Below are 26419 nucleotides of genomic sequence, written 5' to 3'. Positions count from 1 at the left end.
CACAGGAGTAGATAGCGGTATGTCGAACAGCATCAAATTACGCGGATTGCTGGTTCTGTTTTGTCTGGTGTTGTCGGTGCTTGCACTCGGGCCGACGCTGATGAAAGACAGTTTGCCGAACTGGTGGAAAAACGCCTTTGATCCCATCCACCTTGGCCTTGACCTGCAAGGCGGGATGCATCTGGTTTTGGGCGTTGAGGTAGACAAGGCGGTGGAAAGTCGCCTGGATAGCGTTGTCGACCAAACGGAATCATTACTGCGTGATGAAGATGTGATCTTCAAGCGAATTGAGCGCAAAAGCGATGATCGCATGGTGATCACGGTGTATGATGCTGATGCGGGTGCCGAAGTCGATGCCCTGATTCAGGAAAATTTCCCCAACCTGGAGCCAATGACGCTGGATGCTTCCGGTGGCTACATTGAAAAGAATTATCGCTTCAGTGATCAGGAAATTGCCAACATCAAAGATTACGCTGTACGTCAAGCCTTGGAAACCATGCGTAACCGGGTTGACCAGTTTGGCTTGAGTGAACCGGTGTTGCAGCGTCAGTCCGACAATCGTATCCTGATCCAGTTGCCTGGAGTTAAGGACCCGCAGCGGGCCATTGATCTGCTTGGTAAAACCGCCCGTCTTGAATTTAAAATGGTCGATGAATCGGCCGATATTCAACAGGCTCTGCAAGGAAATCTCAAACCCGGCACCAAGGTTCTTTATGAGCACCGGGTTGATCCGATGACCAAGAAGGCTACGGAAAATCCGCTGGTTGTGTTTGAAAAAACCGCTTTGACCGGTGATTTGCTTGCCGATGCTCAGGTCCGTATCGATACCCGTTTCAACGAACCCTATGTCGCTATTGAGTTTAATGCTGTTGGTGCTCAGCGCTTTGATCAGATTACCGCTGCCAATGTAGGCAAGCGGATGGCCATTGTGCTTGACGACACCATCTATTCCGCACCGAACATCCGCGAGCGCATTTCCGGTGGCAGCGCTCAGATCAGCGGTTCATTCACTGAGCAAGAAGCCACGGACCTGGCTATTGTGCTGCGAGCTGGCTCCCTGCCTGCTCCGGTCAAGATTCTTGAAGACCGCACCGTCGGACCGTCTTTGGGTCATGACTCCATTTCCAAAGGTGTTAACTCCGTTGTTATCGGTGCTGTGCTGGTGGTGCTGATGATGTTGCTTTATTATCGCGGTGCCGGTCTGGTAGCTAATGTTGCTTTGGCTCTGAACCTGTTGTTCATTATGGCCATGCTGACGTTGTTTAAAGCGACACTGACGCTGCCCGGTCTGGCGGGTATTGTCCTCACGGTTGGTATGGCCGTAGACGCCAATGTGTTGATCTTTGAGCGTGTGCGTGAGGAATTACGCCATGGCAAAAGCGCCCGAGTGGCTATTGACGCTGGCTTTGCCAAAGCGTTTGTCACCATTGTCGATGCCAACATTACGACCCTGATTGCTGCTCTGGTCTTGTTCCAGTTCGGTACCGGTCCGGTTAAAGGCTTTGCCGTCACCTTATCCGTCGGTATCATCGCATCGATGTTCACCGCGATTTTTGTTTCCCGTCTGATCTTTGATCTGGTCCTTGAAGGACGTCAGGTCAAGAAGTTGAGCATATAGGAGAGTGTGATGCAGCTGATTAAACCTGATATTAATGTCGATTTTGTTGGTAAGCGAAACATGGCATTCGTGCTCTCCATTGTCCTGATCCTCATCGGAATCGGTTCGCTGATTGTCAAAGGTGGTCCGAATTACGGTGTCGATTTTGCAGGCGGAACTCTGGTACAGGTTCGTTTTGAACAAAACACCACGGCTGGTGAAATCAAAAAAGCCCTGATCCCAAATGTTCTTGATAATGCAACGGTTCAGCAATTTGGCGATGATGCTAATGAGTATTTGATCCGCGCTCAGGAAAGTGACAGTGGACTGCAAGGCCTGCGTAGTCAGATCCTTGATGCGCTCGAGCCGGTTTACGGTGCAGGAACCGTTGATATGCGTCGTATCGAAATGGTCGGCCCGCAGGTAGGGCAGGAGTTGCGTAAACAGGGGCTGATGGCGATTCTCTATGCCATGATTGGTATTTTGGCCTATATCACCTGGCGTTTTGAGTTTCGTTTTGCCGTGGGTGCCATCGTGGCACTGGTTCATGACGTGTTGTTGACTCTGGGTGCGTTCTCCCTGTTCGGCAAGGAGATTGACTTGCCGATCATTGCAGCGTTTCTGGCTATTATCGGTTATTCACTCAATGATACCATCATTGTGTATGATCGAATTCGCGAAAATATGGGCAAATACCATGGTTCCGGGGTGCCGTTGACGGTAAACCGCAGCATCAATGAGACCCTGTCGCGCACTATTCTGACGTCGGGAACCACCTTGCTGGTTGTTCTTGCTTTGTTCCTTTTCGGTGGCGGCGTTATCCATAACTTTGCGTTTGCTTTGTTGATTGGTGTCCTGGTTGGTACCTATTCCTCTATTTTTGTTGCCAGTCCAATTCTGATCGCCTGGCAAGAGAAAACTGCAGGAAAAAGCGCACCCTGAGCAACCAGCGGGTGAACGTGGGCTGCTGAAGGAGAGCATGTGAACAACAGGATGATGTGGCTGGTCGTTGCGGTGGCTTTTGTTGCCGGAGTGTTGGTCGGTTTGATGATTGCCGACACACGGACACCTCCGTCTGTTGCCGGTTCTTCCTCTTCTCCGGCGACTTCACCCGGCGACGACCCTCTGGGCGAGTTGGAGCAGGTTGCTCGTGAACAACCGCAAAACTTTATTGCCTGGGAACAATTGGCTCAATCTCTGTTTGATGCCAACCAGCCCATGCCGGCGGCAAAAGCCTATGGTCGCGCTCTGGAGTTACGACCGGACGATGCAGATCTGTTGACCAATCAGGGGATTATGTATCGCCGTTTGGGCTGGTATGATCAGGCTGTCGGAAATTTTTCACGGGCTGCGGATGTCGATTCTAACCACATCGAAAGTCTGTATCAGTTGGGGCTTGTTTATCGTGATGATTTAGGGGATGGTGCCAAGGCCGTTGAGGCCTGGGAGCGCTACCTCAAACGCAACCCCGAAGGAAGCGCCAGTGAGCAGGTGCGCCAGCAGCTTCACCAGATGCGGCGCGGATTTGATACGCGTCTGCCACACTAGGTGGCACATATTCTTGAGGTAAATCAAAACAGGACCGTTGTTGCGGTCCTGTTTTTTGTTCATATCGTCTGCTTTTTCCTGAGGAGCTTCTATGCAACCCTCGCAACAGCGTAGCTGGAAGGAACGCCAATCTGCGAAGCCCGTTGACTGGCAACAGTGGAGTGCACGTCTTGGCTGCGCTCCTTTAGTGTGTCAGCTCTTAAGTCAACGCGGTATTTCCACTCTCGAAGAAGCACAAGCATTTTTAACCGCCTCCCTCTCCCAACTTCCCGATCCGATGGCACTGCGAGGTATGGAATCTGCCGTTGATCGTCTGGTACAGGCTGTTAAGGCGGGAGAGCCGATTGCCGTTCATGGTGATTACGATGTCGACGGCATCAGTGGAACGGCTTTGTTGACCCAATGTCTGCGCTGGTTCGGTGTCAACGTGACCTATCATATCCCGCTGCGTATGCGAGATGGTTACGGTCTGTCTGAAGTCGCTCTGCGCCGTACGCTGGAGCAGGGGATTCGCTTGGTGGTTTCTGTCGATTGCGGCATCAGTGCTCATGCCGAAGCGCAACTGGCGGCTGATCTGGGCATAGAGCTGATCATTACCGATCATCACCAACCGCCCGAAACCCTCCCTGTTTCTCTGAGCTGTATTAATCCCTGGTTGCCCGATTGTTCCTACCCGGATAAGCGTTTGTCCGGAGTTGGGGTGGCTTTTATGGTGATGATTGCGTTACGAGCGCGCCTGCGGGAAACCGGCAACTTGCCTGACCCGGAGCCTGATTTGCGCTATGTTCTCGATCTTGTGGCGTTGGGAACGGTTGCCGATCTGGTACCGTTGCAAGGTGTCAACCGGGCGCTGGTATCGAGTGGTTTACGTCTGATGGCTCAGCAGCCACGTGTCGGATTGGCCGCATTGGTTAAGGTGGCAGAGGTTCGCGCGGTAACCGCGGGAGTTGTCGGTTATCAGTTGGCGCCGCGGCTCAATGCGGCTGGCCGTCTTGAGGACGCCACTTTGGGGGTTGATTTGCTCCTCGATGAAGTGTCTCAGAGTGCCATGCCGGTTGCCGAACAACTGAATCAGTTTAATCACCAGCGCCGTCAGATTGAACAACAGGTGCTGGATCAGGCGATTGAGCGGATTGAGCGCGATCTGACGGACGATGCCCTGACCATTGTTTTGGCGGATGAACGCTGGCATGCTGGGGTGATCGGTATTGTCGCCAGTCGTCTGGTTGAACGCTATCATCGCCCCACGGTGCTGATTGCTTTGGAAGAGGGGCAGGGCAAGGGCTCAGCCCGATCGATTAAGGGGTTTCATCTCTACCAGGCGTTTGAAGCTTGTCAGGAGCCATTGTCGGGGTTCGGTGGCCACGAATTTGCCGCTGGTCTATCCATTGACGCTGCCTGTGTGTCACGTTTTACCGAGCAATTTGAACGCTACGCGCAGTCCCATCTCAATCCCGTTATGCTTGGCGCGGTGCGCGAATACGATGCCGAGCTGGTGCTTGAGGAGATCGATGAAACGCTTTATGACGAGCTGCAGGCGTTGGCGCCGTTTGGTATGGGAAATCCTGAGCCGGTGTTTGTTGTCCGCCAGGTGCATGTCCATAGGCCATCGTGTGTGGCGGAAAAACACTTGCGGTTTTCCCTGCAGCAGGATGGTTACAGTGTGCCGTGTATCGCCTTCGGCATGGCACAGCGGCAAGACGAAGTGGTTGGTCAAGCCGTGGATGTGTTGTTTCAGGTCGGCATGAACACATGGCGGGGGCAGAAAAGTCTGCAGTTGATCGTTAAAGACATCATGCCGTCACACGTTGAGGGGGCATAAATGACCGCCCGTTACACAGCAGCATAACGGGCGGTCATTGACGATTTTTTGACTTGATTGATTGTTACTTGCCTAGACCCACTTCGGAGGCCAATTTTCCCCATGCCGGGATACTGCGCTCAATGATTTCTTTGTCGATGCAGTAGGCGATGCGGAAATAGCCGGGCAGGCCGAAGCCCATACCGGGGACCAGCAGGAGGTTATATTTCTGCGCCATTTCAATAAAAGCGACATCGTCTTCAATTGGTGACTTGGGAAACAGGTAAAATCCGCCCTGGGGTTTGACCACCTCGAAGCCGAGATCGGTGAGAATGGCATAGAACAGATCACGCTTCTCTTCGTAGGCACCGATATCGACACTTTCATGCTGCAGCGGCGTGATCAGGCGTTGGATCAGGGCCGGTGCGTTGACAAAACCGAGAACACGGTTGGAGAAGATCACCCCTTCCATGAAAGAATCAACCCCAGCCATGGCCGGGTTGGCAGCCAGGTAGCCAATCCGCTCACCGGGAAGGGCCAGGTCTTTGGAGTGGGAGGTGACGATCACGGAGTTATCAATGCAGTCAAAAATACAGGGGACATCCATGCCATCGTAGGCCAGACGCGCGTAGGGCTCATCAGAAATGACATAGACCTGATTGCCCAGTTCCTGCTCCTTGCGTTTGAGCAGAGCATCCAGAGCTTTGAGATCCTCGGCCGGATAAATGACACCGGTGGGATTATTGGGCGAGTTAACAATAATCGCCTTGGTGTTTTTAGTGATGGCCTGCTCAATGGCGGCCAGATCAATCTGGAACGAATCGCTTAAGGTCGGAACCATGGTACTGGTGCCGCCATGGTTGTCGATGTAAAACTTGTATTCAACAAAAAACGGCGTCAGGATGATCACTTCTTCGCCGGGGTTGAGCAAGGTTTTCAGGACCACATTCAGGGCACCACCGGCTCCGCAGGTCATAACAATCTGTGCTGCCTCGACGGTTTGATTGCAGCGTGAGCTGATCGCCTCGGCCACAGCGGCCCGAGTGTCATCGTAGCCGGCATTGCTCATGTAGCGGTGCATGCCCGGTTGTGGATTGTCGGCCAGCTCTTTCAGGGCGTTGTGAAATGCTTTGGGTGGTTCAACCGATGGGTTGCCGATGGTAAAGTCATAGACGTTTTCATCGCCGAACTTTGCGCGCAACTGGGCACCTTGTTCGAACATTTTTCGAATCCACGAAGACCGTGTGATACAGGTCTGGATTTTGTTGGAAATTGCCATATTAAGACTCCTAGATATCGATGGATAAGGGTTGTGCGGAGGGGGTTGTAAACACTTTGGCGAGTCTAGCGGGGCAGCTCATTGTGGTCAAGAATAAAGGTGGTAAATTGACCTGTTGATGCAACTGTGCTAGCGTCCGAACGACGTCTGCCTCGTAAGGGTTGCTGACGTATTCAGAGGTTTTTTAAAGGCTCACATGAAAGGAAGCGACCAGGTGGCATGTCGTGGTAACACTCTTTTTTCGTTCTGGCGATTCGTGCCGGGGCGATTTTTTCTCATCGGCAGCCTGTTGTTGCTGATGATGACGGCCTGCAGCCTGCCGCCGAAGCCATCTCCGCTTTCTGTTGAGGAGCAACAGCGCTATCAGCGGGCTCAGGCGTATCTGGCTTATGCCGATGCCCGTTTGCATCTGATTGATGGCGATGTTGATGCGGCTATTGAGGCGTTGCAGCGGGCCGTGACGTTTGACGACCAATCGCCCTATCTGTTTGCCGTGCTGGCGTCTATTCATCTTGACCGAGGGCAAACTCAGCAGGCGCAGGATTACCTTAATCAGGCATTGGTTCTTGAGCCCCACCATTTGGCTTCGGAGCTGATGCTTGCTGATGTTTACCATGCTCAGGGCAAAACCGATCAGGCGATTCAAGCATTTCGTCAGGTTCTTGACCGCCATCCTGATATTGAGGATGTTTATCTCCATATCAGTCGTTTGTACCTTAGTCTGCAGGCCTATGACAAAGCGGAACAGATTCTACTTCAATGGCTCAAGCGTCAACCCCAGTCTGTTGATGGTCTGATGGAGCTGGCTAATCTCTATCGATTGCGTGGCGATTACCAGCAGGCGATTACCACTTACCGTCAGGCCATTGAACTTACCCCTCATGATCGGCGAATCTATCTGCCTCTCGGTCGTCTCCTCGAACAGCAGCGCCAGTTTGATGAAGCACTGACCCTCTACGATGAAGCGGCGCGCCAGACCGAAGATCAGGCCTATTTTGATCACCTCGGTTCAACGTTGCTGATTGAACAGGGGCGTTACTCTGAAGCTCTGCAGCGTGTTGAATCAATTGTTCAGCACGACCCCGCCGATGTCGAAGCGTTGGGGAAACTCGGCTATATCTATATCGAACTGGAGCGCTGGTCGGAAGCCGAATCGATGTTTCGTCAGGCGTTGCCGTACCATCCGGTGTCGTCGCAACTTTTTTATTGGCTGGCTTTTGCTCTGGAACACCAGCAGCGCTGGGAGGAAGCCATCCAATATTACCAGCTTGTTGAACATCCTTCGGCGCTGAAAAAAGAGGCTTTAGTGCGGATGAGTGTGACGTACAATCACATGAATAATCTGGACAAGGCTGCCGAATCACTTGTTCATCTGCTGGAGTTGGACCAGAGTGATGTCCGGGTTTTTTTACAGTTAGTCAGCCTTTATCAACGCAGTCAACGTTACGATGACGCGTTGTCCGTCCTGGATCGGGGGATACAGCGCCATCCCAAAGTCGATGATCTGTATTATAGTCAAGGTGTTATTTTTGAATTGCGTGGTTTGCGGGATCGCACCGAGCAGCTGATGCGTGAGACACTGACTCTGAATCCTCAACATGTGGGTGCCTTGAATCATCTTGCCTATATCTATGCTGAATCGGGTGAACATCTTGACGAGGCGTTGGAAATGGCCCGCAAGGCAGCGCAGTTGGCCCCGCATGCGGCTGTGCTGGATACCCTAGGCTGGGTGTATTATCAGCTGGGTGACTATGAGCAGGCGCGTGAACCGCTGGAGCAGGCGGTGAAAAAATCTCCTGAAGATGTGTTGATTCTGGAACATCTGGCAGATCTCTATCGAAAACTCCTTTTGACACAAGAGGCGCAACGGATCTATCGCAAAGCACTTGAACTGCAACCGAACCTGCCCGCTGTTGTCAAAAAGTTACAGGACTTAGAGTCATGAAACGATTTGTCTGGATCATCGTTATTGTCCTGCTGACCGCCTGTCAGCCGCGCCCGGTAACGCGGCCGCTGTCGGTTTCAACAGCGCAACAACTGGATGTTTTACGCCAATTGGCGTACAGGCAGAACTCGTTGAGTGCTCTGGCCGAGGTCAAAGTGACGCAGCAGGGCAAACACTGGTCCACTACTCAGGGGCTTCTGGTGGAGCGCCCGTTACGTTTGCGGGTTGATGCGATCAATTTCTTTGGTCAACTGTTGTTTCAGATGGCGGTGAGTGGTCCCGACCTGCAAGCTTATGTCCCGTCCGATAACCAGTATTATTCCGGTATGGCCACCCTGGATAAAGTTCAACGTTTCACTGGCTTGCCGTTGTCTGTGGCCGATCTTGTCGCCAGCCTGCTCTACAGTTTGCCGCCGGGGGTGCTGGAGAGCGGGGAGGTGGTTGCACAGCCGCAGGGGCTCGATTTTATCGTCGCTCCCGGCGTGCGCTACGAAGTGGTGTTTTCCGGTCGCCTGTTGCACCGGGTTCGTTACCGGATTGACGATTATATCATGTATGACATCCTTTACTCCCAATGGGGCGACGATGGGTTTCCGCGCCGTCTTGAGCTGTCTGTCGACAGTTCATTGACGCAGGTGGTGATTCAATTTGAGGATGTGGAAATCAACCCCCAGATCAAGGCGGAGAAATTTCACTTGACCATTCCGGACCATGCGGAATTGATGCCGCTGGATGAGGTGGAGCCTGTTGATGAGTCATCGAACAATCTTTAAGTTCACATCTGAGCCTCTTGTACTCAGTCGCCGTCTGATCATTTGGGGCCTCCTGATCATGGTGTTGTTGATGGTCGGTTGCCGCCAGCAGGACGTTTTGCTGGAAAAAGAGGGTGATGACACCACGCCGGTGCCCGGTGACACAATTATTACCGGTACCATTGCTGACGCCAGTAACTTGCTGCCGATGTTGTCGACCGATTCGGCATCCACGGAAGTATCGTCCGCGATCTACAACGGTCTGATCCGTTACAATAAAGACCTCGAATTTGAAGGTGATTTGGCCGAATCCTGGCAGGTCTCTGACGATGGACTGGAGATTGTTTTTCACCTCAGACATGATGTGCGCTGGCACGATGGTGCGCCGTTTACCTCTGCCGATGTTCTGTTTACTTATCAGTTGTTGATCGACCCGGAAACGCCAACCGCGTATTCAGAGCGCTATAAGCAGGTGACGGAAGCCTTAGCCCCTGATCCCTACACGTTTATTGTTCGCTACAAGAAGCCTCTGGCATCCGCTCTGATCAGTTGGGGAATGGGCATCCATCCAAAGCATCTGCTTGAAGGGCAGGAGATTGCCACCAGTCCACTGGCACGGGCGCCCATCGGAACCGGACCTTACCGGTTTGTTGAATGGCTTCAGGGAGAGAAGATTGTTCTTGAGCGCAACGAGGATTACTTTGAAGGAGCGCCCTACATCAAGCGCATCGTCTTTCGTATTATCCCCGATTTAACTACCATGTTTCTTGAGTTGCAATCGGGCGGATTGGATAAGATGGGACTGACCCCCCTGCAATATGCCCGTCAGACCAAAGCGCCTGGTTTTGTGCGCCGCTTCAATAAATACCGCTATCCGGCTTTTTCCTATACCTATCTGGGCTACAATCTCAACAAACCGATGTTCCAGGATCGCCGGGTGCGCCAGGCGTTGTCTTATGCCATTAACAAACAGGAGCTGGTTGACGGTGTTCTGCTGGGATTGGGGCAGCCAGCCAACGGTCCCTATAAACCGGGCAGCTGGCCTAATAATGCCAAGATCAAACCGTATCCTTATGATCCGGCCAAAGCCAAAACCTTACTTGATGAGGCTGGCTGGAGTGACCATGACGGCGACGGTATCCGCGACAAAGACGGTACGCCGCTGGCATTTACCATGATTACCAATCAAGGCAACGATCAGCGTATTAAAAGTGGTGAAATCATCCAACGCCGCTTTCAGGAGATCGGTGTGGATGCGAAATTGCGCGTGATCGAATGGGCATCATTGCTAAAGGAATTTATCAACCCGGGGAATTTTGATGTAACGATCATGGCCTGGACCGTGCCCATTGATCCCGATGCGTACAATGTCTGGCATTCGAGTAAAACCGGACCCAACGGTTTGAACTTTATCGGTTTTAAGAATGATCGGGTTGATGAGTTGTTGGAGCAGGGACGCTCCACCTTTGATCAGGCCGAGCGTAAGAAAATTTACGATGAATTTCAGGAAATTCTTGCAGAAGAGCAGCCCTATACGTTTCTGTTCGTTCCGGATTCTTTGCCAGTTGTCGCCCGCCGTTTTCACGGCATTGAGGAAGCGCCCAGTGGCATTATGCATAACTTTATTCGCTGGTATGTGCCTGAGGCACTGCAGAAATATCAACGCTAAGCGAGGCACCTATGGTTCTTTATCTGGCAAAACGACTGGTGATGATGGTGCCCCTGTTGCTGGGGATTACCCTGATCTCCTTTACGGTGATTCATCTGGCACCCGGTGAACCCACGGACCTGCAAACCGACCTTAATCCTGATGCCGGTGTTGAATTGAAAGAACGGTTGCGCGCCCAGTATGGGCTTGATCAACCGTTGGCGGTTCAATACGGTCAGTGGGTCAAGCGGTTGGTGCAGCTTGACTTCGGCACCTCGTTTTCGCAGGATCGCCGTCCGGTGTGGGATAAAATCGTCGAACGCCTGCCTATTACCGTGCTGATCAACGTCTTGTCCATTGCTCTGATTCTGGCGGTGTCAATCCCGATAGGGATTTTATCGGCAACGCGGCGTAATTCAACTTTTGACCGGTTGACCACCTTATTTGTCTTCATCGGTTTCGCCACGCCATCGTTCTGGTTGGCATTGCTGCTCATGGATTATCTCGGTGTCTACCTTGGCTGGTTTCCTATTTCCGGCATCAAATCCCTTGGTCATGAATATTTGACCGGGCCACAGCAGATTTGGGATGTCATTCATCATTTAATGCTGCCGATTCTAGTGTCGGCCTTCGGGGGGCTGGCTGGTTTTTCCCGTTATATGCGATCCAACATGCTGGAAGTGGTTCAGCAGGATTATATTCTTACCGCAAGAGCCAAAGGGTTATCGGAAAAAATTGTTATCGGCAAGCACGCGTTGCGGAATGCCTTGTTGCCGTTGATCACCCTCCTCGGCTTGTCGGTGCCGGGGCTGATTGGTGGCAGTGTTATTTTTGAAAGTATCTTTGCCATCCCCGGTATGGGCAAGCTGTTTTACGATGGCGTGATGATGCGCGATTATCCATTGATTATGGGGATTCTGGTCATCGGCGCGGTGTTGACACTGGTGGGAAATCTTCTTGCAGATGTCGGGTATGCCCTGGCTGACCCGCGGATTCGTAATCAATCCTGACGGTCTGTTCACTTGCCGTTTTTTGGTTTCGCGGCACACTGTAAAAAAACAGGAGAAAGCCTATGGACGATCTTGAAAATCCTAATGAACCGATTGTACAGGCATCGCGCCGGGTGATTCATGTCGCTGTACGTATTCTGTCGGTGTTGATGACGCTGGTGATCTTGTGGGGCGTTGCCGATGTGGTTTGGGTGCTCTACACCAAATTAATGGAACCACCGCGCTTTATGTTGACCATCGGCGACATCCTGGCAACATTTGGCGCTTTTATGGCGGTGCTTATTGCCATAGAGATTTTTGTCAATATTGTGATTTATCTACGCGAAGATGTTATTCACGTTAAAATCGTACTGGCGACAGCCCTGATGGCGATTGCCCGAAAAGTGATCATTCTCGATTACGACGCTGTTTCACCGGAATATATGTGGGCCACAGCGGGTGTGACTCTGTCCATGAGTATTGGATACTGGCTGGTGGTTTCGCTCGAACAAAAAGAGAAACTTGGCAACGGGAAAGACTAAGAAAGGGCTTGTTGACTTTTATCCTCACGTCCGGAAAAGAGATGATGAAAAAACGACGGCCTTTGTTGAGACCGTCGTTTTTTTTATGCGCGATCCATGTATCAGTCTGCTGCTGATAATGCTTCAATGACTTTTTTTAATTTCGACTGTACCTGATCCGCCACGTTCATCAGGTCTGGATTGTTCACGGCCCGCATCGAGGCAATCGGGTCGATGGCGGACACCTCGACCTGCTCAGGTGCCAATTCCCGGACGATGACATTGCAGGGCAGCATGGCGCCGATCTTGGGTTCCTGCTGTATCGCCTGATGGGCGAAGTGTGGGTTACAGGCTCCAAGAATCTCATAGGGAGGGATATCCACCTCTAGTTTCTTCTTCATTGTGGCTTTGACGTTAATTTCCGTGAGGATACCGAACCCCTCTTTTTTCAGTTCTGCAGTTACCAGTTCAATCACCTCATCAAAAGGTTTGTTCACGATGGTGTCAAAAGTGTAAGCCATAAGACGCTCCTGAATCCGATTGAATGTTATTGATGCAATAGAGATTTCTTATACCATAACAGACGATTTTCTCATCGTGCCTTTTGGCTTTATTTGTTGTCAGCCGCTTTCATGAAAAACAACGTAAAAACAAACTGTTGGCCTAATGTTTAAGTTGTGAAAAAAATATCTCTTGCGACTCGCAATTCAAAAAACCGGCGCTATACTTTTCACGATTAACAAAATAAACATGCTGTCTTGTTCAACATTCAGGAGGGAAAGATGACGGTTGCCGAGATTAAAGTGATTGCCAAAGAGATGGGCGTTAAAACTTCCAACATGAAGAAAGTCGATCTGATTCGAGCCATTCAGCGTGCTGAAGGAAATCCGATCTGTTTTGATACCCATAGTCGCGAGAACTGTGGACAGGAAATCTGCATGTGGCGCCGGGACTGCAATTAGGGAGCAATTGTCTGGGATGATTGAAGGTATGCTTTGGGCAACGGCCTTCAATCATTCACCGTCTATTGTTGTTCTGTTGTCAGCGACTTACCTTACTCTCTCTGCCATGCCCTCTCTTCCGCAAAGACTCTGTTTGCTTCTGTGACCCGTGGGTTTATCGTTTTCAACGACCAGCAACAAATTGGCATTAACGGTAACCACCGGGTTGCTGTTGTGATCAGAATTTATCGTCAGATACTTCCCTTGGGCAGAACATGTTCCTCCAAAAGAACGTATGATGCCATTTTGTTACTTTTAACCGAAATGGCATGCCAAAAGTCTGCCGAGGTATGTCTATCGTCATAGCTAAAAAATTTGAAAATTCATCAGAATCATTGAATAAAGATTATTGGCCTGATTCTCTGTAATAACAGAAAGTTAAAATCGTTGACCTTTTGATTATTAGACATTATTGTCCACCTTTTATAAATGTTATTTATAATATTCAGATTAATTTATCTGTTGTGGAGAAAATGATGTCGTTAATTTTAAGGAACGTTTTTCGCTGTGTATTGATTGTATGTTTCTCTTTGTTGTCTGCCTGCGGAGGTGGGGGCGGAGGTTCAGCATCGCCCAGCACGAGCGTGGATTCTACAGACCTGAACCGATTTCCTTATGGTGCTGAAGAAGTCGTCACAACAACGGATGTCGACGGTGATGGTCACTGGGATACCCGTACCACGGTTAGCTATCAGTACAATGATGAAATGCAGGTTGTCGAGGTGCAGACCATTACCGAATACGATGTTGATGCGGATGGTGCAGCCGATAGCCAGGACGTTGTCACTGAAACATATCAACCCAGCAATCTGACGGCCACTGCTTTGCTTGCATCAAAAAGTGCTCTCACGGCTCTTTTTGATGCAGATAGTGTTGGCGGGTGGAACAGGGAGAGTCCTCTTGGGGCACCCGTGCAGTTAGCTTTTGAAAGCTATGAACTAAACGAGAACGGCTTCTTTTACTCTGTACCGAATCAGCGGCGAGAACAAACCTATCGTTACGCGGCTGATGGAACACTTGTTGAGTATGGCGTCGAAGAATGGGAGTACAGTTTTCCGAGTGAAGAACTCTCTTCTCACTCCGTTGACACCTTGCGTTATACCTATGATTCAGCGGGGTATTTGGTTCGTTATTTATACGAACAAGTCGATGAAAATGGTGATGGCGTCTGTGACTCGTTAACGCGATTAACGAAGAACTATACTTACGATGCTCTGGGGAATCTCACGAATTATTCGACTGAAGACATTCAGGATACTGATGGTGATGGCCCGGTGGAAGCGGTTGTAGAAACCGAAAGCCTTGTTTTTGTTCATACGTACGAAGATAACAGGCTGGTTGAAACGTTGGCGACACCCTCTGGGGGGACAGCTTACTCGATTACCTATCAGTACAATGCTGCGGGATTATTGAGTGTAAAAGAATTCTCTTATGATAACTATGATGTCAGTGCTGATGTCGACACTGTCATCACCCTCACATATGCCTATGACGACGATGGGCGGTTGGTTTACTTTCTTAAAAATACCAGCACCGATGAAAATGAAGATGGTGTTGTCGATGTCGTAGAAACCGATGATTATGAGTGGAGTTACGATGAAAATGGTCTCTTGACACGCCGATTAGTAGAATATTCTGTGAATGAGGAAGATGCCGGTGGGTTACAAGAGCACACAGAGTCTTTAGACGAGTATGAGTATACCGCTGGTTTGCTGAGTCGTTATCACGATAGGTATCAGATGGATACGGACCTGGATGGTGATATGGATCGGTTGGATCAGGAAACGCTTATCAATTATCGCTATGAAAATGGTTACCTTAGTGGCTTCGATGTTGAAGGAGCGGGTATGTATGGGTCGATTTTTGATGTAGGGTCTGTTCCTTATCAAATGACGCTGTCGGTTGATTGCAATTATCAGGATGGTTTGCTTGTTTCTTATGACTCTTTTAAAGAGTGGTATAACCCCGACAATCGGGATAACCCCTATGATTACAATTTCTTGCCATTGAATGAAATCAGTCACGCGGCATTCACTTATGATGGCGAGGGGCATTTAATAGAGTATTCAACCACCTTCGATGATTATGCCAATGGGATCATTGATGAAACCGAAGAATTTTCGTTCGATTACTCCCTTAATGGAGAAGTGGTTGTTTCCTCTCAACTCTCCAATGGCGATGGCGTTGTAGAGTCTGACCTTACCCTCGATTTTGGTGCTTCTCCATCACCGGTCGGATCTGGCCCTAAAGATATTTATAACATGTATACACCTGTCGCGATCTCTTACCCTTTCATTGGCGCGTTCCATGAAACGGATATTGATTACGAAACTCATTATGTTTCTTTTGAAATGCTAGTTCCTAAATTGATGTCGTATCAGGATCTATTCGAATTCGATGAACAAGTACCTATTATTATTGTAGATGGATCTTTTGTTAATATTGGCGTGTTTTCGTTGCCAAGTCCTTGGATATATAATTCCGATAGAGGACTCTATGATGGAAATCCTATTCAAATTGATCCATCTATGAATAGATAACAACTCGCTTATAGACGGTTGCTCGCTTTGTTTTGGTACGGCAGGTTTTGTTTGAGATCTTTCTATAGAACTGTCCTGGCAATATGCTATGATCCGCGGGAATAACAGATAATCACGCTAACCTCTGAACAGGGATTGTATCGCATGAACGAAGAACCGACTGACTTGCAGGATGATATGGAAGAGGAAGACTTTGCTGCGATGCTCGAAGAGAGCATGGGCGGCAGCCAGCGTCTGGATATTGGCCAGAAAACAGAAGCCACTATTCTGCAAATTGGCAAAGATTGGGTGTTCCTCGATGTCGGCCAGAAGGGTGAAGGCGTGCTGGATGTGCGTGAACTTCAGAATGACGAAGGTGAGCTGAGTGTTGAGGTCGGCGACACAATTGAAGCGTTTTTCATGTCACGCAAGGGCGGTGAACTTCGTTTTACCACCAAAATTGGTGGTGGACGTTCCGGTCATGAACAATTGGAGGAAGCCTGGCGCAGTGGTATCCCTGTTGACGGCCGGATCGAAAAAGAGATCAAGGGCGGCTATGAGATCATGCTGCCGGGCAATGTGCGCAGCTTTTGCCCTTATTCGCAGATCGGTCTGCGCCGTCAGGACAATCCCGAAGAACTGATCGGCCAGAGCTTTCAGGTTAAGATCAGTCAATTCAGTGAGCAGGGACGCAATATTGTCGTGTCACGACGGGTATTGCTTGAAGAGCAGCGTCAATCCCAAGCGGAAAGTTTACGCGAAACCTTGAAAGAGGGGATGCGCGTGACCGCCGAAGTGACATCGATTCGTGAGTTCGGTGCATTTGTCGATATCGGCGGTATTGAAGGTTTGTTGCCGATTTCCGAAGTGGCTTACAGCCGGGTGGAAGATCTCAATGAGGTGCTGCATGTCGGCCAGTCTCTGGAGCTGGTGGTGAAATCCCTGGATTGGAAAAATAACAAATTCTCGTTCAGTCTGCGCGATACTTTGGCTGATCCGTGGCAAAATGTGGCCGATAACTTCCCAGTGGGCAGTGAGCACACCGGCAAAGTTTCCCGCCTGGCTCAGTTTGGTGCGTTTGTCACTCTGGAAGAGGGGATTGACGGTCTGATCCATATCTCCAAGTTGGGAGAGGGGCGTCGGATCAACCATCCGCGCGAGGTTCTGAAAGAGGGCCAGGAGCTTGCCGTGACCATCGAGAAAATCGATGAAGAGCAGAAGCGGATCTCTTTGGTGCCTGCAGGTGTGGCCGTTGAAGCCACGGAAACCTCTTGGAGCGATTCGTTGTCCAGTGGTTCGGGAATGGGCAGCTTTGGCGAATTGCTCAAAGCCAGTCAGGACAAGAAAAAACGTAAAAAGAAGTAATGTGTTTTAAATTATCTTCTTTTTTTTGATTTGCGATGCGCAGTATCCGTTTGTTCAACCGACGGCACTGCGCATTGTTGTTTGTGCCATTGAACATAGGCACATTCCTCTGGTAGCCAGTCAACTTCAGCTACCAATTGCGGTGTCAATTTCTGGCACTCTTCACCCACCTCAAATCTGTGCTCATAAACGCGGCATTGACGCGTATGCAGGTCGAGAAAGCGGCACGGGATGCGCGTTGTCATGATACGTCCGTTTGGCAGGCGAGTCTTTTCAAAGCAACATAAACCGCATTGCTTGCACAGTTGTTCCCATTTTTTGCGGTCTGTTTCATTTTCGGGCACAGCAGTGACTCCTGATAGTGTGATTTGACTTTTACCAACAGATCATTTATGTATATACAATGCATATCAAATGATATGCATTTTTTGTTGGCAGATGGGTGCGCCTCATCTTAACATCATTCTTTCAAAGGAGGGAACCATGGCGAAAGCGTCGAAAAAAGTCAAGGCACTGAAAAAAGAGATGAAAGCCAGAAAAGCAAAAGTCGCCAAGCAGGAAGGCAAATTGAAAAAGCTGAAAAAAAAGTTGAAAAAATTATCCTGATAAGAGATTGAAAAAACTTTCCAATCTCTTGTTGGCAGCATCTGGACGGTGTTTGTTTTGTTCTGGATGATCTAACAGGCTGTTGAAAAACAGCCTGTGGAGCCTATGGACGGCGATCAAAATCAAGGACAGGTTTTTCAAGCACTTGATTTTGTGAGCAAGACGGAAATCGCATTTTCGGCTTGCGTCGTTGGAAAATCCCCGGACGGGACTTTTTCAACATCCTGCTTAAAAAAGGGGGAAGGCATTGAATTGCTTTCCCCCCTTTTTATGCGTGATTTGATATATGATGCTTAAAAAGTTTTCTCTGATGCACAAGTTTTGCCCACCACTTAGGCAATTTTGTCGAGAAAAACTTCGGGCAAAACTCCGAATCGACATCGAAAACGCCGTATGCAGCGTTCTTGCGCTTTTGGCATGTTAAATGCTTTATAGATCGACACAGTGAATAAAACCTTCGTTTGAAGGATAAGGCCAATAGCTGGCCGGTACAATGTTGTGCCTTTATCTCTCAGTTGACAAAGATGTCCAGATTTTTTGTCCACCGGGACGTAGCAAAGACGCTTGGCGAAATACTCGTCGGCGTCTTTTTTCGTTTTGGTTTAAGGAGAAGATAATATGGCAACCCCCTGTCAGATGATGAAGAAGAAATCGCAGCACCCCTGTTTTGGAGGAGATCATAAAAACAGCGCTCGGATCCACCTGCCGGTGGCTCCCGGATGTAATATCAAATGTGGCTTTTGTGAGCGCAAGTTCGATTGTGTCAATGAAAGTCGTCCCGGAGTTACCAGCCGAGTTCTGACTCCTGAGCAGGCTCTGGAGCGTCTTGAACTGGTATTGCGCCACCCCGTAGCTGGTCCGAAGATGAAAGTGGTCGGTATTGCCGGCCCTGGTGATCCTTTGGCCAACGAGAACACGTTTAAGACGTTTGATTTGGTGCGTGCGGCTCATCCGGAATTGACGCTGTGCCTTTCCACCAATGGCCTGATGCTTCCTGAGAACATGGATCGCATTAAGGATCTGGGAATTCATAGCCTAACGGTGACCATGAATGCATTGTCGGCGCAAAGTGGTGCTCAGGTTTATGAGTGGATCCATTACCAAGGTAAGAAGTTACAAGGTGAAGCTGCTGCCGGTTTTCTTTTGGATAAACAACTTGAGGGTGTTGAGTTAGCCGCTAAGGCTGGCATGTTGGTCAAGATCAATCATGTGTATATGCCGGGAATCAACGATCATGAGACATTGGATCTTGCGGTGACCGCACGCAAACTTGGCGCGACGATGATGAATATTATTCCGCTGATTCCATTAGGCAAGTTTGCCGGGATGGAGCAGCCCTCAAAAGATGAAATTGATTTTATTCGCAGTCAGGCGGAGCAGATTCTGTCTCAGGCGCGTCACTGTAAGCAATGTCGTGCGGATGCCGCCGGCATTATCGGACAAGACCTTGATCTCGATCAGTTAAAGGTTTCGTCCGCCTGATCTTTCTGCGTTGCGCAGAACGGACAAGGGAGGGGGATATGGTGGTCATTGTTCAAAACGATCCACGCGTACCATCCGGCATCGCTGCATTGCGGCAAGATGCCCAACTGGTTCAGGCTTTTGCCGCTCAACCGTTTCCGGATATTACAACGGTAAATTCTGTTGTAATACTGGGTGGTTATATGAGTTTTGATGCTGATACTCTGTATCCCTATCTCCATGATGTTAAACGATTTATGGGGAAAGTTCTCGAAGCACAGATTCCCATGTTGGGGATTTGTCTGGGAGCTCAGATGCTGGCCGATATTCTCGGAGCTCCCGTTCACCATGACAAGGCTGAAGAGCAGGGGCTGCAAGTGATAAATCTGACAGAGGACGGTGCCTCCGACCCTTTGTTTGCCGGTTCGCCCGCCGCGCTTGCAGCTTTTCAGTGGCATCATGACAGCTTTGAAGTACCTCATGGTGCTACCCATCTAGCTTTCAATGAACAGTGTCCAGGCCAAGCCTTTCGTTATGAAAATGCTTACGGCGTGCAATTCCATCCGGAAGTGACGGGGGGAATTGTTGAAAGCTGGTGCCGCCACAGCGGCTGTTCCGCTGAACTGATGGCTGAATTCACGGCCAAAGAGACAGATCACGTGACGGCCCATACGCGCTTGTTCGATAATTTTTACGAACAGTGCAAAAGGAGTTAAGCCATGAAAGCGATTGATTCAACCCGGACGATCGTGATTGATGATACCACCTTGCGTGATGGCGAACAGACTGCAGGCGTAGTTTTTTCTCTGGAAGAAAAAAAACAGATCGCCAAAGCGCTCGATGAAATTGGTGTTGGTGAACTGGAGTGTGGCATCCCTGCCATGGGGCGTGAAGAGCAGGCTTCGGTCCGGGCTCTTGTCGATATGGGTCTCAATGCACGGTTGATTACTTGGAACCGGGCGGTGGTTTCCGATATTCAGGCTTCCATTCACAGTGGCGTTAAAGCCGTGGATATCTCCTTGTCAGTTTCCGATATTCACATTGAGCATAAGTTGGGCAAGTCTCGCGACTGGGTTAAAGCGCAATTGCACCGGGCTCTGGAGTTTGCCAAATCTCATGACCTCTATGTTTCCATCGGCGGAGAGGATTCCAGCCGTGCGGATCTTGATTTTCTCTGTGAACTGACTGAGATTGGTGCCGAGTACGGGGCTGATCGCTTTCGCTATTGTGACACTTTAGGCTTGATGGATCCATTTACCACCTACGACCATGTCGACTATCTGCACCGTAACGGAGCATTGCCGCTGGAGGTTCATACTCACAATGATTTGGGGATGGCCACGGCTAATGCCATTGCCGGAATTCGCGCCGGAGCTGATTTTGTCAATACCACAGTCAACGGCCTTGGCGAACGCGCCGGTAATGCCGCTTTGGAAGAGGTGGTCATGGCGATGAAGTATGCCTGTGATCGACCATTGGCGATCGACACTCATCGCTTTGTTGAATTGTCCCGCCTGGTTGGACAGGCCAGCCATCGTCCGGTACCGGAATGGAAAGCCGTAGTTGGCGAAAAGGTCTTTTCTCACGAATCCGGCTTGCATGCCGACGGTGTTTTGAAATACCCGAAAAACTACGAGGGTTTTGATCCCAGTGAGGTTGGCCTGACTCGCCATATGGTGTTGGGCAAACATTCCGGTGGTCATGGACTTCAGAGTCGTTTGCAGAATCTTGGCGTGCATTTGGAGGCGGATAAAGTTAATTTTCTACTTCAACAAGTGCGTTCTATCTCACAGAAATATAAGCGTTCTCTTGCGGATGATGAATTGTTGAATCTCGTGGCGCATCCGACGAATATTTCCGGAGTCATCAACGGATGAGCATTGTTCCGGCCTCGGCAAACGATTGGCAAGACTTCAACCGACTTGCAGAACAACAGGGGTGGGATGTTCCTCACAACGAGCTGGGCTTTTATCCGCAAAGTCTTAATAGCTACTGTTATGCTCTTAAGTCCGCTGATCGGGTTCAGGGATTTGTCACTGCTGTGCTTCATGGTCAAACAGCCTGGATTGGCAACCTTATTATAGATCCGACGTTTCGTGGTCAGGGGCTGGGCGGCTATCTGTTTGATTATATTCTCCAGCAATTGTGGAAGACAGGTGCCGCGAGTGTCTGGTTGACGGCCTCCAATCAGGGACGACCACTCTACGAACGGCGTGGATTTGAACTGATCGATGAGATGGTGCGTTTGCGTGTTAATGGCACCGGCAGTGAAAATGCCATTGGTTCTCTTTGTGCTGCGGAACTAGAAACTCTCTACCAGATCGATTGTGCGGCCTGGGGCGATTCACGTACTGCCATGTTGTCACATCTCGGGAGACAGGGGCGGTTGGTGCAGAACAATACACAGACCGCGCTTGTCCAGTTTGATCCACTGGGTGGAATCCTCGGTCCCTGGTATGTTGCCGAGGGGGGGGCATTCGACGGTACCAGCCTTGTTGAGGAGGCTCAGAGATGTTTTACCTCTGAAACTGAGTTGGTTTGCGATTTGCGCGCGTCGTCTGTTTCGCTTGCCGCGTTTGCCCGTCTTGGTAAACTGACGCAGGGCGAAAATGTCCTTATGGCTGTTGGTGATCGCAGTGGTTGTTCACTGGATTCCATGATTGCTCTGGCCAGTCTCGGCAGCATGGGCTGATCTGGTTCTTTTTTATATTCCTCCTTTTTATCCTTTCTTAATCGCCTCAAGTTAGATTGACCCCATTGCAACGGTCACGTATAACGTTATTACGGTTGTCTTCTTGCCGTATTTGTTGCTTACCAATGGAGGCGTGTGTGTGCATGATCAGAGGGCTGTATATCAGTCTTTTTTGCTGTGCGTTGTTTGTTTCGCCGTGCTGGGCCGCCGGTGAGCCCTTGTCAGCCTTTCAAGCGGATCTGCTCAATGCCGTTCAAAGTGGTGAGTATGATGACCTCACCGTGGGACAACTGCGCGAGCTTCTAGAGAAACACCAGGTGGAAGCCTGTGCTCCGCAATGTGAGAACCTCGAAGAACCTCTTGCTACGGGTTCAGTGGTGGATCAGCGCCTCACAGGTGAAAAACTGGCGTCGCGGCTGCCATTTTCAATCATTCCTCACAAACGCAATTACTTGTTGCCCGTGACGTACAACACCCATGTCAATTCAGCTCCCTTTGAGGTTGATGATGAGGATATGGATCGCTTTGAAGTCAAATTTCAATTCAGTTTCAAGGTGCCGGTTTGGCAAAATGTCATAGGTGATGCGGATTTGTGGGCGGCATATACCAATCTATCGTTCTGGCAGGCCTATAATGAGCCGTTTTCCAGTCCATTCCGCGAAACAAATCACGAACCGGAACTGTTTTTAACCATTGAAAACGATACTAAAATCTTTGGCTTGACCAATTCACTGATTTTGATCGGTCTTAACCATCAGTCCAATGGCCAAGGGGGGACACTGTCGCGTAGTTGGAACCGCCTCTATCTTAATTTCATTCTCGATCGCCAAGATTTTGTCCTCAGCTTCAGGCCCTGGTATCGCTTTGAAGAGGATCGCGACGATGACGACAATCCCGATATCGATAAATATCTCGGTTATGGGGAGATAAAATTCGGTTACAAATGGGACAAACACGTTTTTTCCGTGATGCTGCGTAACAATTTGCGTCAGCATGACAATAAGGGAGCTGTTCAGGTGGATTGGACATTTCCGCTGACGTCCCAGCTCAAAGGTTATGTTCAGTATTTTAACGGTTATGGAGAGAGCTTGATCGATTACAATGCGTCGTCCAACCGAATCGGCTTCGGAGTGGTGCTCAGCGATCTGTTCTGATGTGCTAAAGCACAATCCGTACTGTGCCGATGCGGGTTGCGAGACATAGGCGGACCGTTATACTGCATGTAATGATTGTGATTTTATTTTAAAGGAGAGTCTTTATGCGTAATACGCTCAGAATGTGTGTTGTGGTTGCGGTTATGGTTTATCTGGCAGGTTGTTCCCAACCAATGAACCGGACCCAGAAAGGCGCCGGCATTGGTGCCGCAACCGGCGCACTGGCCGGTGCTCTTATTGGTCAGGCCGCCGGTGGTGACACTGAATCAACCTTGATTGGTGCCGGGGTTGGCGCTGCTGTCGGTGCCGGTACCGGCGCCGGCATCGGTTATTATATGGATCAGCAGGAGCAGGCGATGCGTAACGCTCTGGCCTCTGTTGAGGGTGTGAAAATTGACCGAGACGGTAACATCCTTTATGTCACCTTCCGTTCCGACAACCAGTTTGATGTCGGTTCGTTTACCCTCAGAGCCGGTGCACAACAGGATGTCGCCCGTTTAGCGGCCATTCTGACGGAATACCATAAGACGACAATTCTGGTGGCCGGACATACTGACAGTACCGGCAGCGAAGAATATAATCTGGGCCTTTCCGAACGTCGTGCCATGGCGGTGCGCAACATTCTGGTTGCCAGTGGTGTCATATCGACCCGTATTACCACGGTGGGCTTTGGTGAAAGTGCTCCGATTGCCGACAATAGCACCGAATACGGCCGTCAACTCAACCGGCGTGTGGCTCTGAAGATCACCCCCATCTGATAAGTCGTTTTCGCAAACGCTCAATCATTGAAAAAGCCCCTGCGACGGATGCCGCAGGGGTTTTTTTTGTGATGAATCAATGCCGAATCAGCTCAGAATCTTTTCAAGTGCGATTTCGCAATTCAGCCGCTGACCGGCATAAGGATGGTTGGCATCAAGAGTGATTTCGTCATCACCCACAGCCAACACCTTAACCACTTCAGCTTGATCGCTATCTTCCGCGCTGAGTTCGAGAAGGTCTCCCTCCTCAGGCGTGAAGTCCATGGGGATCTGGTCACGCTGTAGGGAGAAAACCTGATCCGGATCATAGGCACCAAAAGCATCTTCAGCAGGGACCACAACGTTTTTTGTTGCGCCTTCCGTCATGTCGACAAGAGCCTGTTCCACCTGGGTGAAAAATGTACCGTCGCCAATGGTCAGTTGCATTGGCCCGGAATCAACTTCGTGATCGGTTTCACATTCCACCTCATCATAGGTGGAATCAATGACACTTCCATCGTCCAGACGGACGATGAAATTAAAAGAAACCTGATCACCTTTTTGCGCCTTTTTCATGGCAAAAAATCCTTTTCAGAAAGAATAGTTAACAATGTGTTCATGGTACGAAGTTGCCAGGATGACGTCTATAAAAAAACGATGTCCGTCTAAAATATGATTTTTGCGTATGTGTGACATTAATGGTGTGGAATTAGTTGAACGTAAGAAGAATCTCTTTCTGTAAAAAACCTTTGATAATAGTGTGTTAGGGAATTCTTTCAGTCAATTCATTGTTTCGTTGACGCTGCGCGCACATTGCCTTATAAAAACAAAAAGTATCACTTTTTCAGACAGTGATTTTGAGTAACGAGCAATGGCTGTTAACGACTGCCCGGAGCTTTTTGGGGCGTGCCTCAGGGCTTAAATACGAGCGCATAATATGTTGTGCTCTGTTGCGAGGTGTGAATATGGACAAAGAACATTTGCGTCAATGTATCATTGACAAAATTGAGCAAAATGTTGAACTGGCGTTGGCTGCGGCCAAATCGGCTCATGAAGCCGCCATTGATGAAGAAACCCAACCGGACAATAAATACGACACCCTGGCGCTGGAGTCTTCCTATATCGCCCAGGGCCATGCAAATCGCGCCCAGCAACTTAAAAAAGCGCTGGACGTTTATAAAAAACTTGAAATACAGAGCTTTGCTCCTTATGAGCCGTTTTATCTTACGGCATTGGTTGGGATTGAATACGAAGATGGACGTCTTCGACAACTGTTTCTCGGCCCTGAAGCTGGTGGACTGAAGGTGGATTGTGACGGTGAAAATGTGGTTGTGATTACACCCGGTTCACCTTTGTGTAGTGCGCTGCTCGGCAAGCAGGTGGGTGACGTGGTAAGTTCCGGGCGGGCAACTGATAAGGAGTTCGAGATCATTTCGGTCTGTTGAGCTGTTTTTTAAGTTATGGTTCGATAAGAAAAGGGGTTCGATGCGCTTAGCTGTTGAAAAAGCTTGCTTTTCTCCGAACTGTCGTGCTATAGGCTCATAAAGTATTCAGTACGTACCTCATCAACGGGGTACAACAACACAGTTTTCCGTAAGGGAGTAGAAACATGGCAGAAGGTACAGTTAAGTGGTTTAACGACGCAAAAGGTTTTGGTTTTATCGAGCAGGACAACGGACCTGACGTGTTCGTTCATTTCTCAGAAATTCAGGGTGATGGCTTCAAATCTCTCGCAGAAGGTGAGCGGGTCACTTTCGAGATCACTGATGGCCAAAAAGGCCCCCAAGCCGCAAACGTTGTAAAGCAATAAATACTGTTTGTCGGTATAAAACATCAAAAGACCCTGTGCTTGCGCAGGGTCTTTTTTTATTGGCTGATTAATTGGCGCAGGGCGTTGTTATGCATACAGCACGGACACAACAGGATCTGATTGTCCTCGACTTTGAAACCAGTGGTATGGCACCACAACGAGGGGACCGGGCTATTGAGGTTGGCGCGGTTAAAGTTAATGATGGCCGCATTGTCGATCATTTCGAAAGTCTGATGAACCCGGGATTCAGAGTCAGTTCATTTATCGAAGAGTTTACCGGGATTACCAACGATGAGTTACGTCGTGCTCCACGCTGTGAAGAGGTGATGCATCAGTTCTCTGAATTTATTGGCGGTGCGCCTTTGGTTGCTCATAACGCCTCCTTTGATCAACGTTTTTTGAAAAGTGAGTTTGCCCGTATCGGTGAGTGCAAGCTGTTGCGTTTTGGCTGTAGTATGTTGGTGGCGCGGCGCCTTTATCCTGAGGCACCAAATCATAAACTAGCGACCTTGGTGGCTTATAAGAATCTTCCCAGTCAGGGAGTGTTTCACCGTGCTTTGGCGGATGCCGAAATGACAGCCCATCTATGGATGGAGATGGAGCGTGAAGTGTGCCAACGCTGTCAGGTTGACACGGTCCCTTTTGAGGTGTTGCGTGGTCTGGGTAAAGTTTCTCCGAAAAAAATTGCCGATCACCTGGAAAAGGTCCTGTCTTTTCAATCGGAATCACTTATGCTTTCATAAAAACAAATCAGTTTTTATGGAGGTTACGATGGATGTTACCATTGAGTACTGTCAGCAGTGAAGTTACCGCCCTAAAGCAGCCAGTCTGGCTGCCAAATTGAAACAAAACTTTGATGTGGCTGCGACTTTGATCCCATCGAGTGGCGGTGTGTTTGAAGTGACTGTGGACGGGACAAAGATTTATTCCAAAAAAGAAACCGGCCAATTTCCTGTAGAGGATGACCTGATTAACTCGTTACGTTCCTGACCTT

Annotated in this window: 27 protein-coding genes and 1 pseudogene; 24 read left to right on the top strand and 4 right to left on the bottom strand. The window is 49.5% G+C overall.

All coding sequences use genetic code 11. The annotated features are described in order from the left end of the window. Positions 1-19 precede the first annotated feature (19 nt). The 4 genes from secD (at position 20) to recJ (ending at position 4967) form a co-directional block, all read left to right on the top strand. Positions 20-1618: a protein translocase subunit SecD gene (secD, locus tag DACE_RS05630; RefSeq protein ID WP_005999133.1), complete on the top strand. Its 1599-nt coding sequence runs from the start codon at positions 20-22 to the stop codon at positions 1616-1618. Between the two features lie 9 nt (positions 1619-1627). Beyond that, positions 1628-2539 carry a protein translocase subunit SecF gene (gene secF / locus DACE_RS05625; RefSeq protein WP_005999131.1) on the top strand — a complete coding sequence of 304 codons (912 nt, stop codon included), beginning with the start codon at positions 1628-1630 and terminating at the stop codon, positions 2537-2539. 39 nt (positions 2540-2578) lie between these two features. Beyond that, positions 2579-3145, top strand: coding sequence for a tetratricopeptide repeat protein (locus tag DACE_RS05620; RefSeq protein ID WP_155809003.1), 567 nt, complete (start codon positions 2579-2581; stop codon positions 3143-3145). 91 nt (positions 3146-3236) lie between these two features. Beyond that, positions 3237-4967: a single-stranded-DNA-specific exonuclease RecJ gene (gene recJ, locus DACE_RS05615; protein WP_005999129.1), complete on the top strand. Its 1731-nt coding sequence runs from the start codon at positions 3237-3239 to the stop codon at positions 4965-4967. A gap of 64 nt (positions 4968-5031) precedes the next feature. Here the strand turns inward: recJ and DACE_RS05610 are convergent, their stop codons facing one another. Continuing rightward, positions 5032-6225 carry a pyridoxal phosphate-dependent aminotransferase gene (locus DACE_RS05610; RefSeq protein ID WP_005999127.1) on the bottom strand — a complete coding sequence of 398 codons (1194 nt, stop codon included), beginning with the start codon at positions 6223-6225 and terminating at the stop codon, positions 5032-5034. Positions 6226-6421: 196 nt separating this feature from the next. Here DACE_RS05610 and DACE_RS05605 point away from each other — a divergent pair, with 196 nt between their 5' ends. From DACE_RS05605 to DACE_RS05585, 5 genes are all read left to right on the top strand, one after another. Next, positions 6422-8170, top strand: a complete 1749-nt coding sequence (locus DACE_RS05605) for a tetratricopeptide repeat protein (protein WP_081449951.1) — start codon at positions 6422-6424, stop codon at positions 8168-8170. Beyond that, entirely contained in the window at positions 8167-8943 is a 777-nt protein-coding gene (locus DACE_RS05600; protein WP_005999123.1) for a LolA family protein, read from the top strand. The genes DACE_RS05605 and DACE_RS05600 overlap by 4 nt, the downstream gene beginning before the upstream one ends. Beyond that, positions 8921-10591, top strand: coding sequence for a peptide-binding protein (locus DACE_RS05595; protein WP_005999121.1), 1671 nt, complete (start codon positions 8921-8923; stop codon positions 10589-10591). The genes DACE_RS05600 and DACE_RS05595 overlap by 23 nt, the downstream gene beginning before the upstream one ends. 11 nt (positions 10592-10602) lie before the next feature. Beyond that, entirely contained in the window at positions 10603-11580 is a 978-nt protein-coding gene (locus DACE_RS05590; RefSeq protein WP_005999119.1) for an ABC transporter permease, read from the top strand. Between the two features lie 62 nt (positions 11581-11642). Further along, positions 11643-12101, top strand: coding sequence for a phosphate-starvation-inducible PsiE family protein (locus tag DACE_RS05585; RefSeq protein ID WP_005999117.1), 459 nt, complete (start codon positions 11643-11645; stop codon positions 12099-12101). A gap of 101 nt (positions 12102-12202) precedes the next feature. Here the strand turns inward: DACE_RS05585 and DACE_RS05580 are convergent, their stop codons facing one another. Then, a complete protein-coding gene (locus tag DACE_RS05580; RefSeq protein ID WP_005999114.1) occupies positions 12203-12601 on the bottom strand; it encodes a DUF302 domain-containing protein in 399 nt (132 codons plus the stop codon). A gap of 261 nt (positions 12602-12862) precedes the next feature. Between DACE_RS05580 and DACE_RS05575 the strand changes: the two genes are divergently transcribed. The 3 genes from DACE_RS05575 to rpsA all read left to right on the top strand — a co-directional run bounded on the left by DACE_RS05575 (position 12863) and on the right by rpsA (position 16965). Further along, positions 12863-13042: a Rho termination factor N-terminal domain-containing protein gene (locus DACE_RS05575; protein ID WP_005999113.1), complete on the top strand. Its 180-nt coding sequence runs from the start codon at positions 12863-12865 to the stop codon at positions 13040-13042. 512 nt (positions 13043-13554) lie between these two features. Then, positions 13555-15621 (top strand): hypothetical protein, encoded by a 2067-nt coding sequence (locus DACE_RS05570; RefSeq protein WP_155809002.1) that lies wholly within the window; start codon positions 13555-13557, stop codon positions 15619-15621. A gap of 144 nt (positions 15622-15765) precedes the next feature. Further along, positions 15766-16965 (top strand): 30S ribosomal protein S1, encoded by a 1200-nt coding sequence (rpsA, locus tag DACE_RS05565; protein ID WP_005999104.1) that lies wholly within the window; start codon positions 15766-15768, stop codon positions 16963-16965. Between the two features lie 11 nt (positions 16966-16976). On the opposite strand, the gene DACE_RS18435 is transcribed toward rpsA, so the two are convergent. Further along, positions 16977-17210, bottom strand: a complete 234-nt coding sequence (locus DACE_RS18435; RefSeq protein WP_176290168.1) for a YkgJ family cysteine cluster protein — start codon at positions 17208-17210, stop codon at positions 16977-16979. Positions 17211-17448: 238 nt separating this feature from the next. On the opposite strand from DACE_RS18435, the gene DACE_RS18815 reads away from it, so the two are divergent. From DACE_RS18815 to DACE_RS05525, 8 genes are all read left to right on the top strand, one after another. Continuing rightward, entirely contained in the window at positions 17449-17571 is a 123-nt protein-coding gene (locus DACE_RS18815) for a hypothetical protein (protein WP_272940854.1), read from the top strand. 105 nt (positions 17572-17676) lie between these two features. Continuing rightward, the gene (locus tag DACE_RS05555) at positions 17677-17868 is read left to right on the top strand and encodes a hypothetical protein (protein WP_040366288.1); all 192 of its coding nucleotides are present in this window, start codon (positions 17677-17679) and stop codon (positions 17866-17868) included. Between the two features lie 321 nt (positions 17869-18189). Further along, entirely contained in the window at positions 18190-19053 is an 864-nt protein-coding gene (locus DACE_RS05550) for a radical SAM protein (protein ID WP_005999100.1), read from the top strand. 38 nt (positions 19054-19091) lie between these two features. After that, entirely contained in the window at positions 19092-19748 is a 657-nt protein-coding gene (locus tag DACE_RS05545; RefSeq protein WP_005999099.1) for a type 1 glutamine amidotransferase, read from the top strand. 3 nt (positions 19749-19751) lie between these two features. Continuing rightward, a complete protein-coding gene (nifV, locus tag DACE_RS05540) occupies positions 19752-20909 on the top strand; it encodes a homocitrate synthase (RefSeq protein WP_005999097.1) in 1158 nt (385 codons plus the stop codon). Then, entirely contained in the window at positions 20906-21724 is an 819-nt protein-coding gene (locus tag DACE_RS05535) for a GNAT family N-acetyltransferase (protein WP_005999096.1), read from the top strand. The genes nifV and DACE_RS05535 overlap by 4 nt, the downstream gene beginning before the upstream one ends. 143 nt (positions 21725-21867) lie before the next feature. After that, positions 21868-22878 carry a phospholipase A gene (locus DACE_RS05530; protein ID WP_005999093.1) on the top strand — a complete coding sequence of 337 codons (1011 nt, stop codon included), beginning with the start codon at positions 21868-21870 and terminating at the stop codon, positions 22876-22878. Positions 22879-22982: 104 nt separating this feature from the next. Beyond that, a complete protein-coding gene (locus DACE_RS05525) occupies positions 22983-23636 on the top strand; it encodes a YiaD family glycine zipper/OmpA-like lipoprotein (protein ID WP_005999091.1) in 654 nt (217 codons plus the stop codon). 87 nt (positions 23637-23723) lie between these two features. Here DACE_RS05525 and DACE_RS05520 read toward each other — a convergent pair whose 3' ends face one another. Continuing rightward, positions 23724-24191: an FKBP-type peptidyl-prolyl cis-trans isomerase gene (locus tag DACE_RS05520; RefSeq protein ID WP_005999089.1), complete on the bottom strand. Its 468-nt coding sequence runs from the start codon at positions 24189-24191 to the stop codon at positions 23724-23726. Positions 24192-24580: 389 nt separating this feature from the next. On the opposite strand from DACE_RS05520, the gene DACE_RS05515 reads away from it, so the two are divergent. The 4 genes and pseudogenes from DACE_RS05515 to DACE_RS18890 form a co-directional block, all read left to right on the top strand. Then, the gene (locus DACE_RS05515; protein ID WP_005999088.1) at positions 24581-25060 is read left to right on the top strand and encodes a hypothetical protein; all 480 of its coding nucleotides are present in this window, start codon (positions 24581-24583) and stop codon (positions 25058-25060) included. A gap of 164 nt (positions 25061-25224) precedes the next feature. Continuing rightward, positions 25225-25425 (top strand): cold-shock protein, encoded by a 201-nt coding sequence (locus tag DACE_RS05510; RefSeq protein WP_005999087.1) that lies wholly within the window; start codon positions 25225-25227, stop codon positions 25423-25425. A gap of 89 nt (positions 25426-25514) precedes the next feature. Next, complete coding sequence (locus DACE_RS05505) at positions 25515-26168, top strand: 3'-5' exonuclease (protein WP_005999085.1); 654 nt, start codon at positions 25515-25517, stop codon at positions 26166-26168. Between the two features lie 73 nt (positions 26169-26241). Continuing rightward, positions 26242-26415: pseudogene (locus DACE_RS18890) on the top strand (SelT/SelW/SelH family protein); the annotation flags it as partial. Between the last annotated feature and the right edge of the window lie 4 nt (positions 26416-26419).

Origin of the sequence: Desulfuromonas acetoxidans DSM 684, assembly GCF_000167355.1 — a bacterium.
In the GTDB taxonomy this organism is placed as follows: domain Bacteria; phylum Desulfobacterota; class Desulfuromonadia; order Desulfuromonadales; family Desulfuromonadaceae; genus Desulfuromonas; species Desulfuromonas acetoxidans.
Note: the sequence above shows the minus strand (reverse complement) of the source record. Positions and strands in the feature narration are given on the sequence as shown.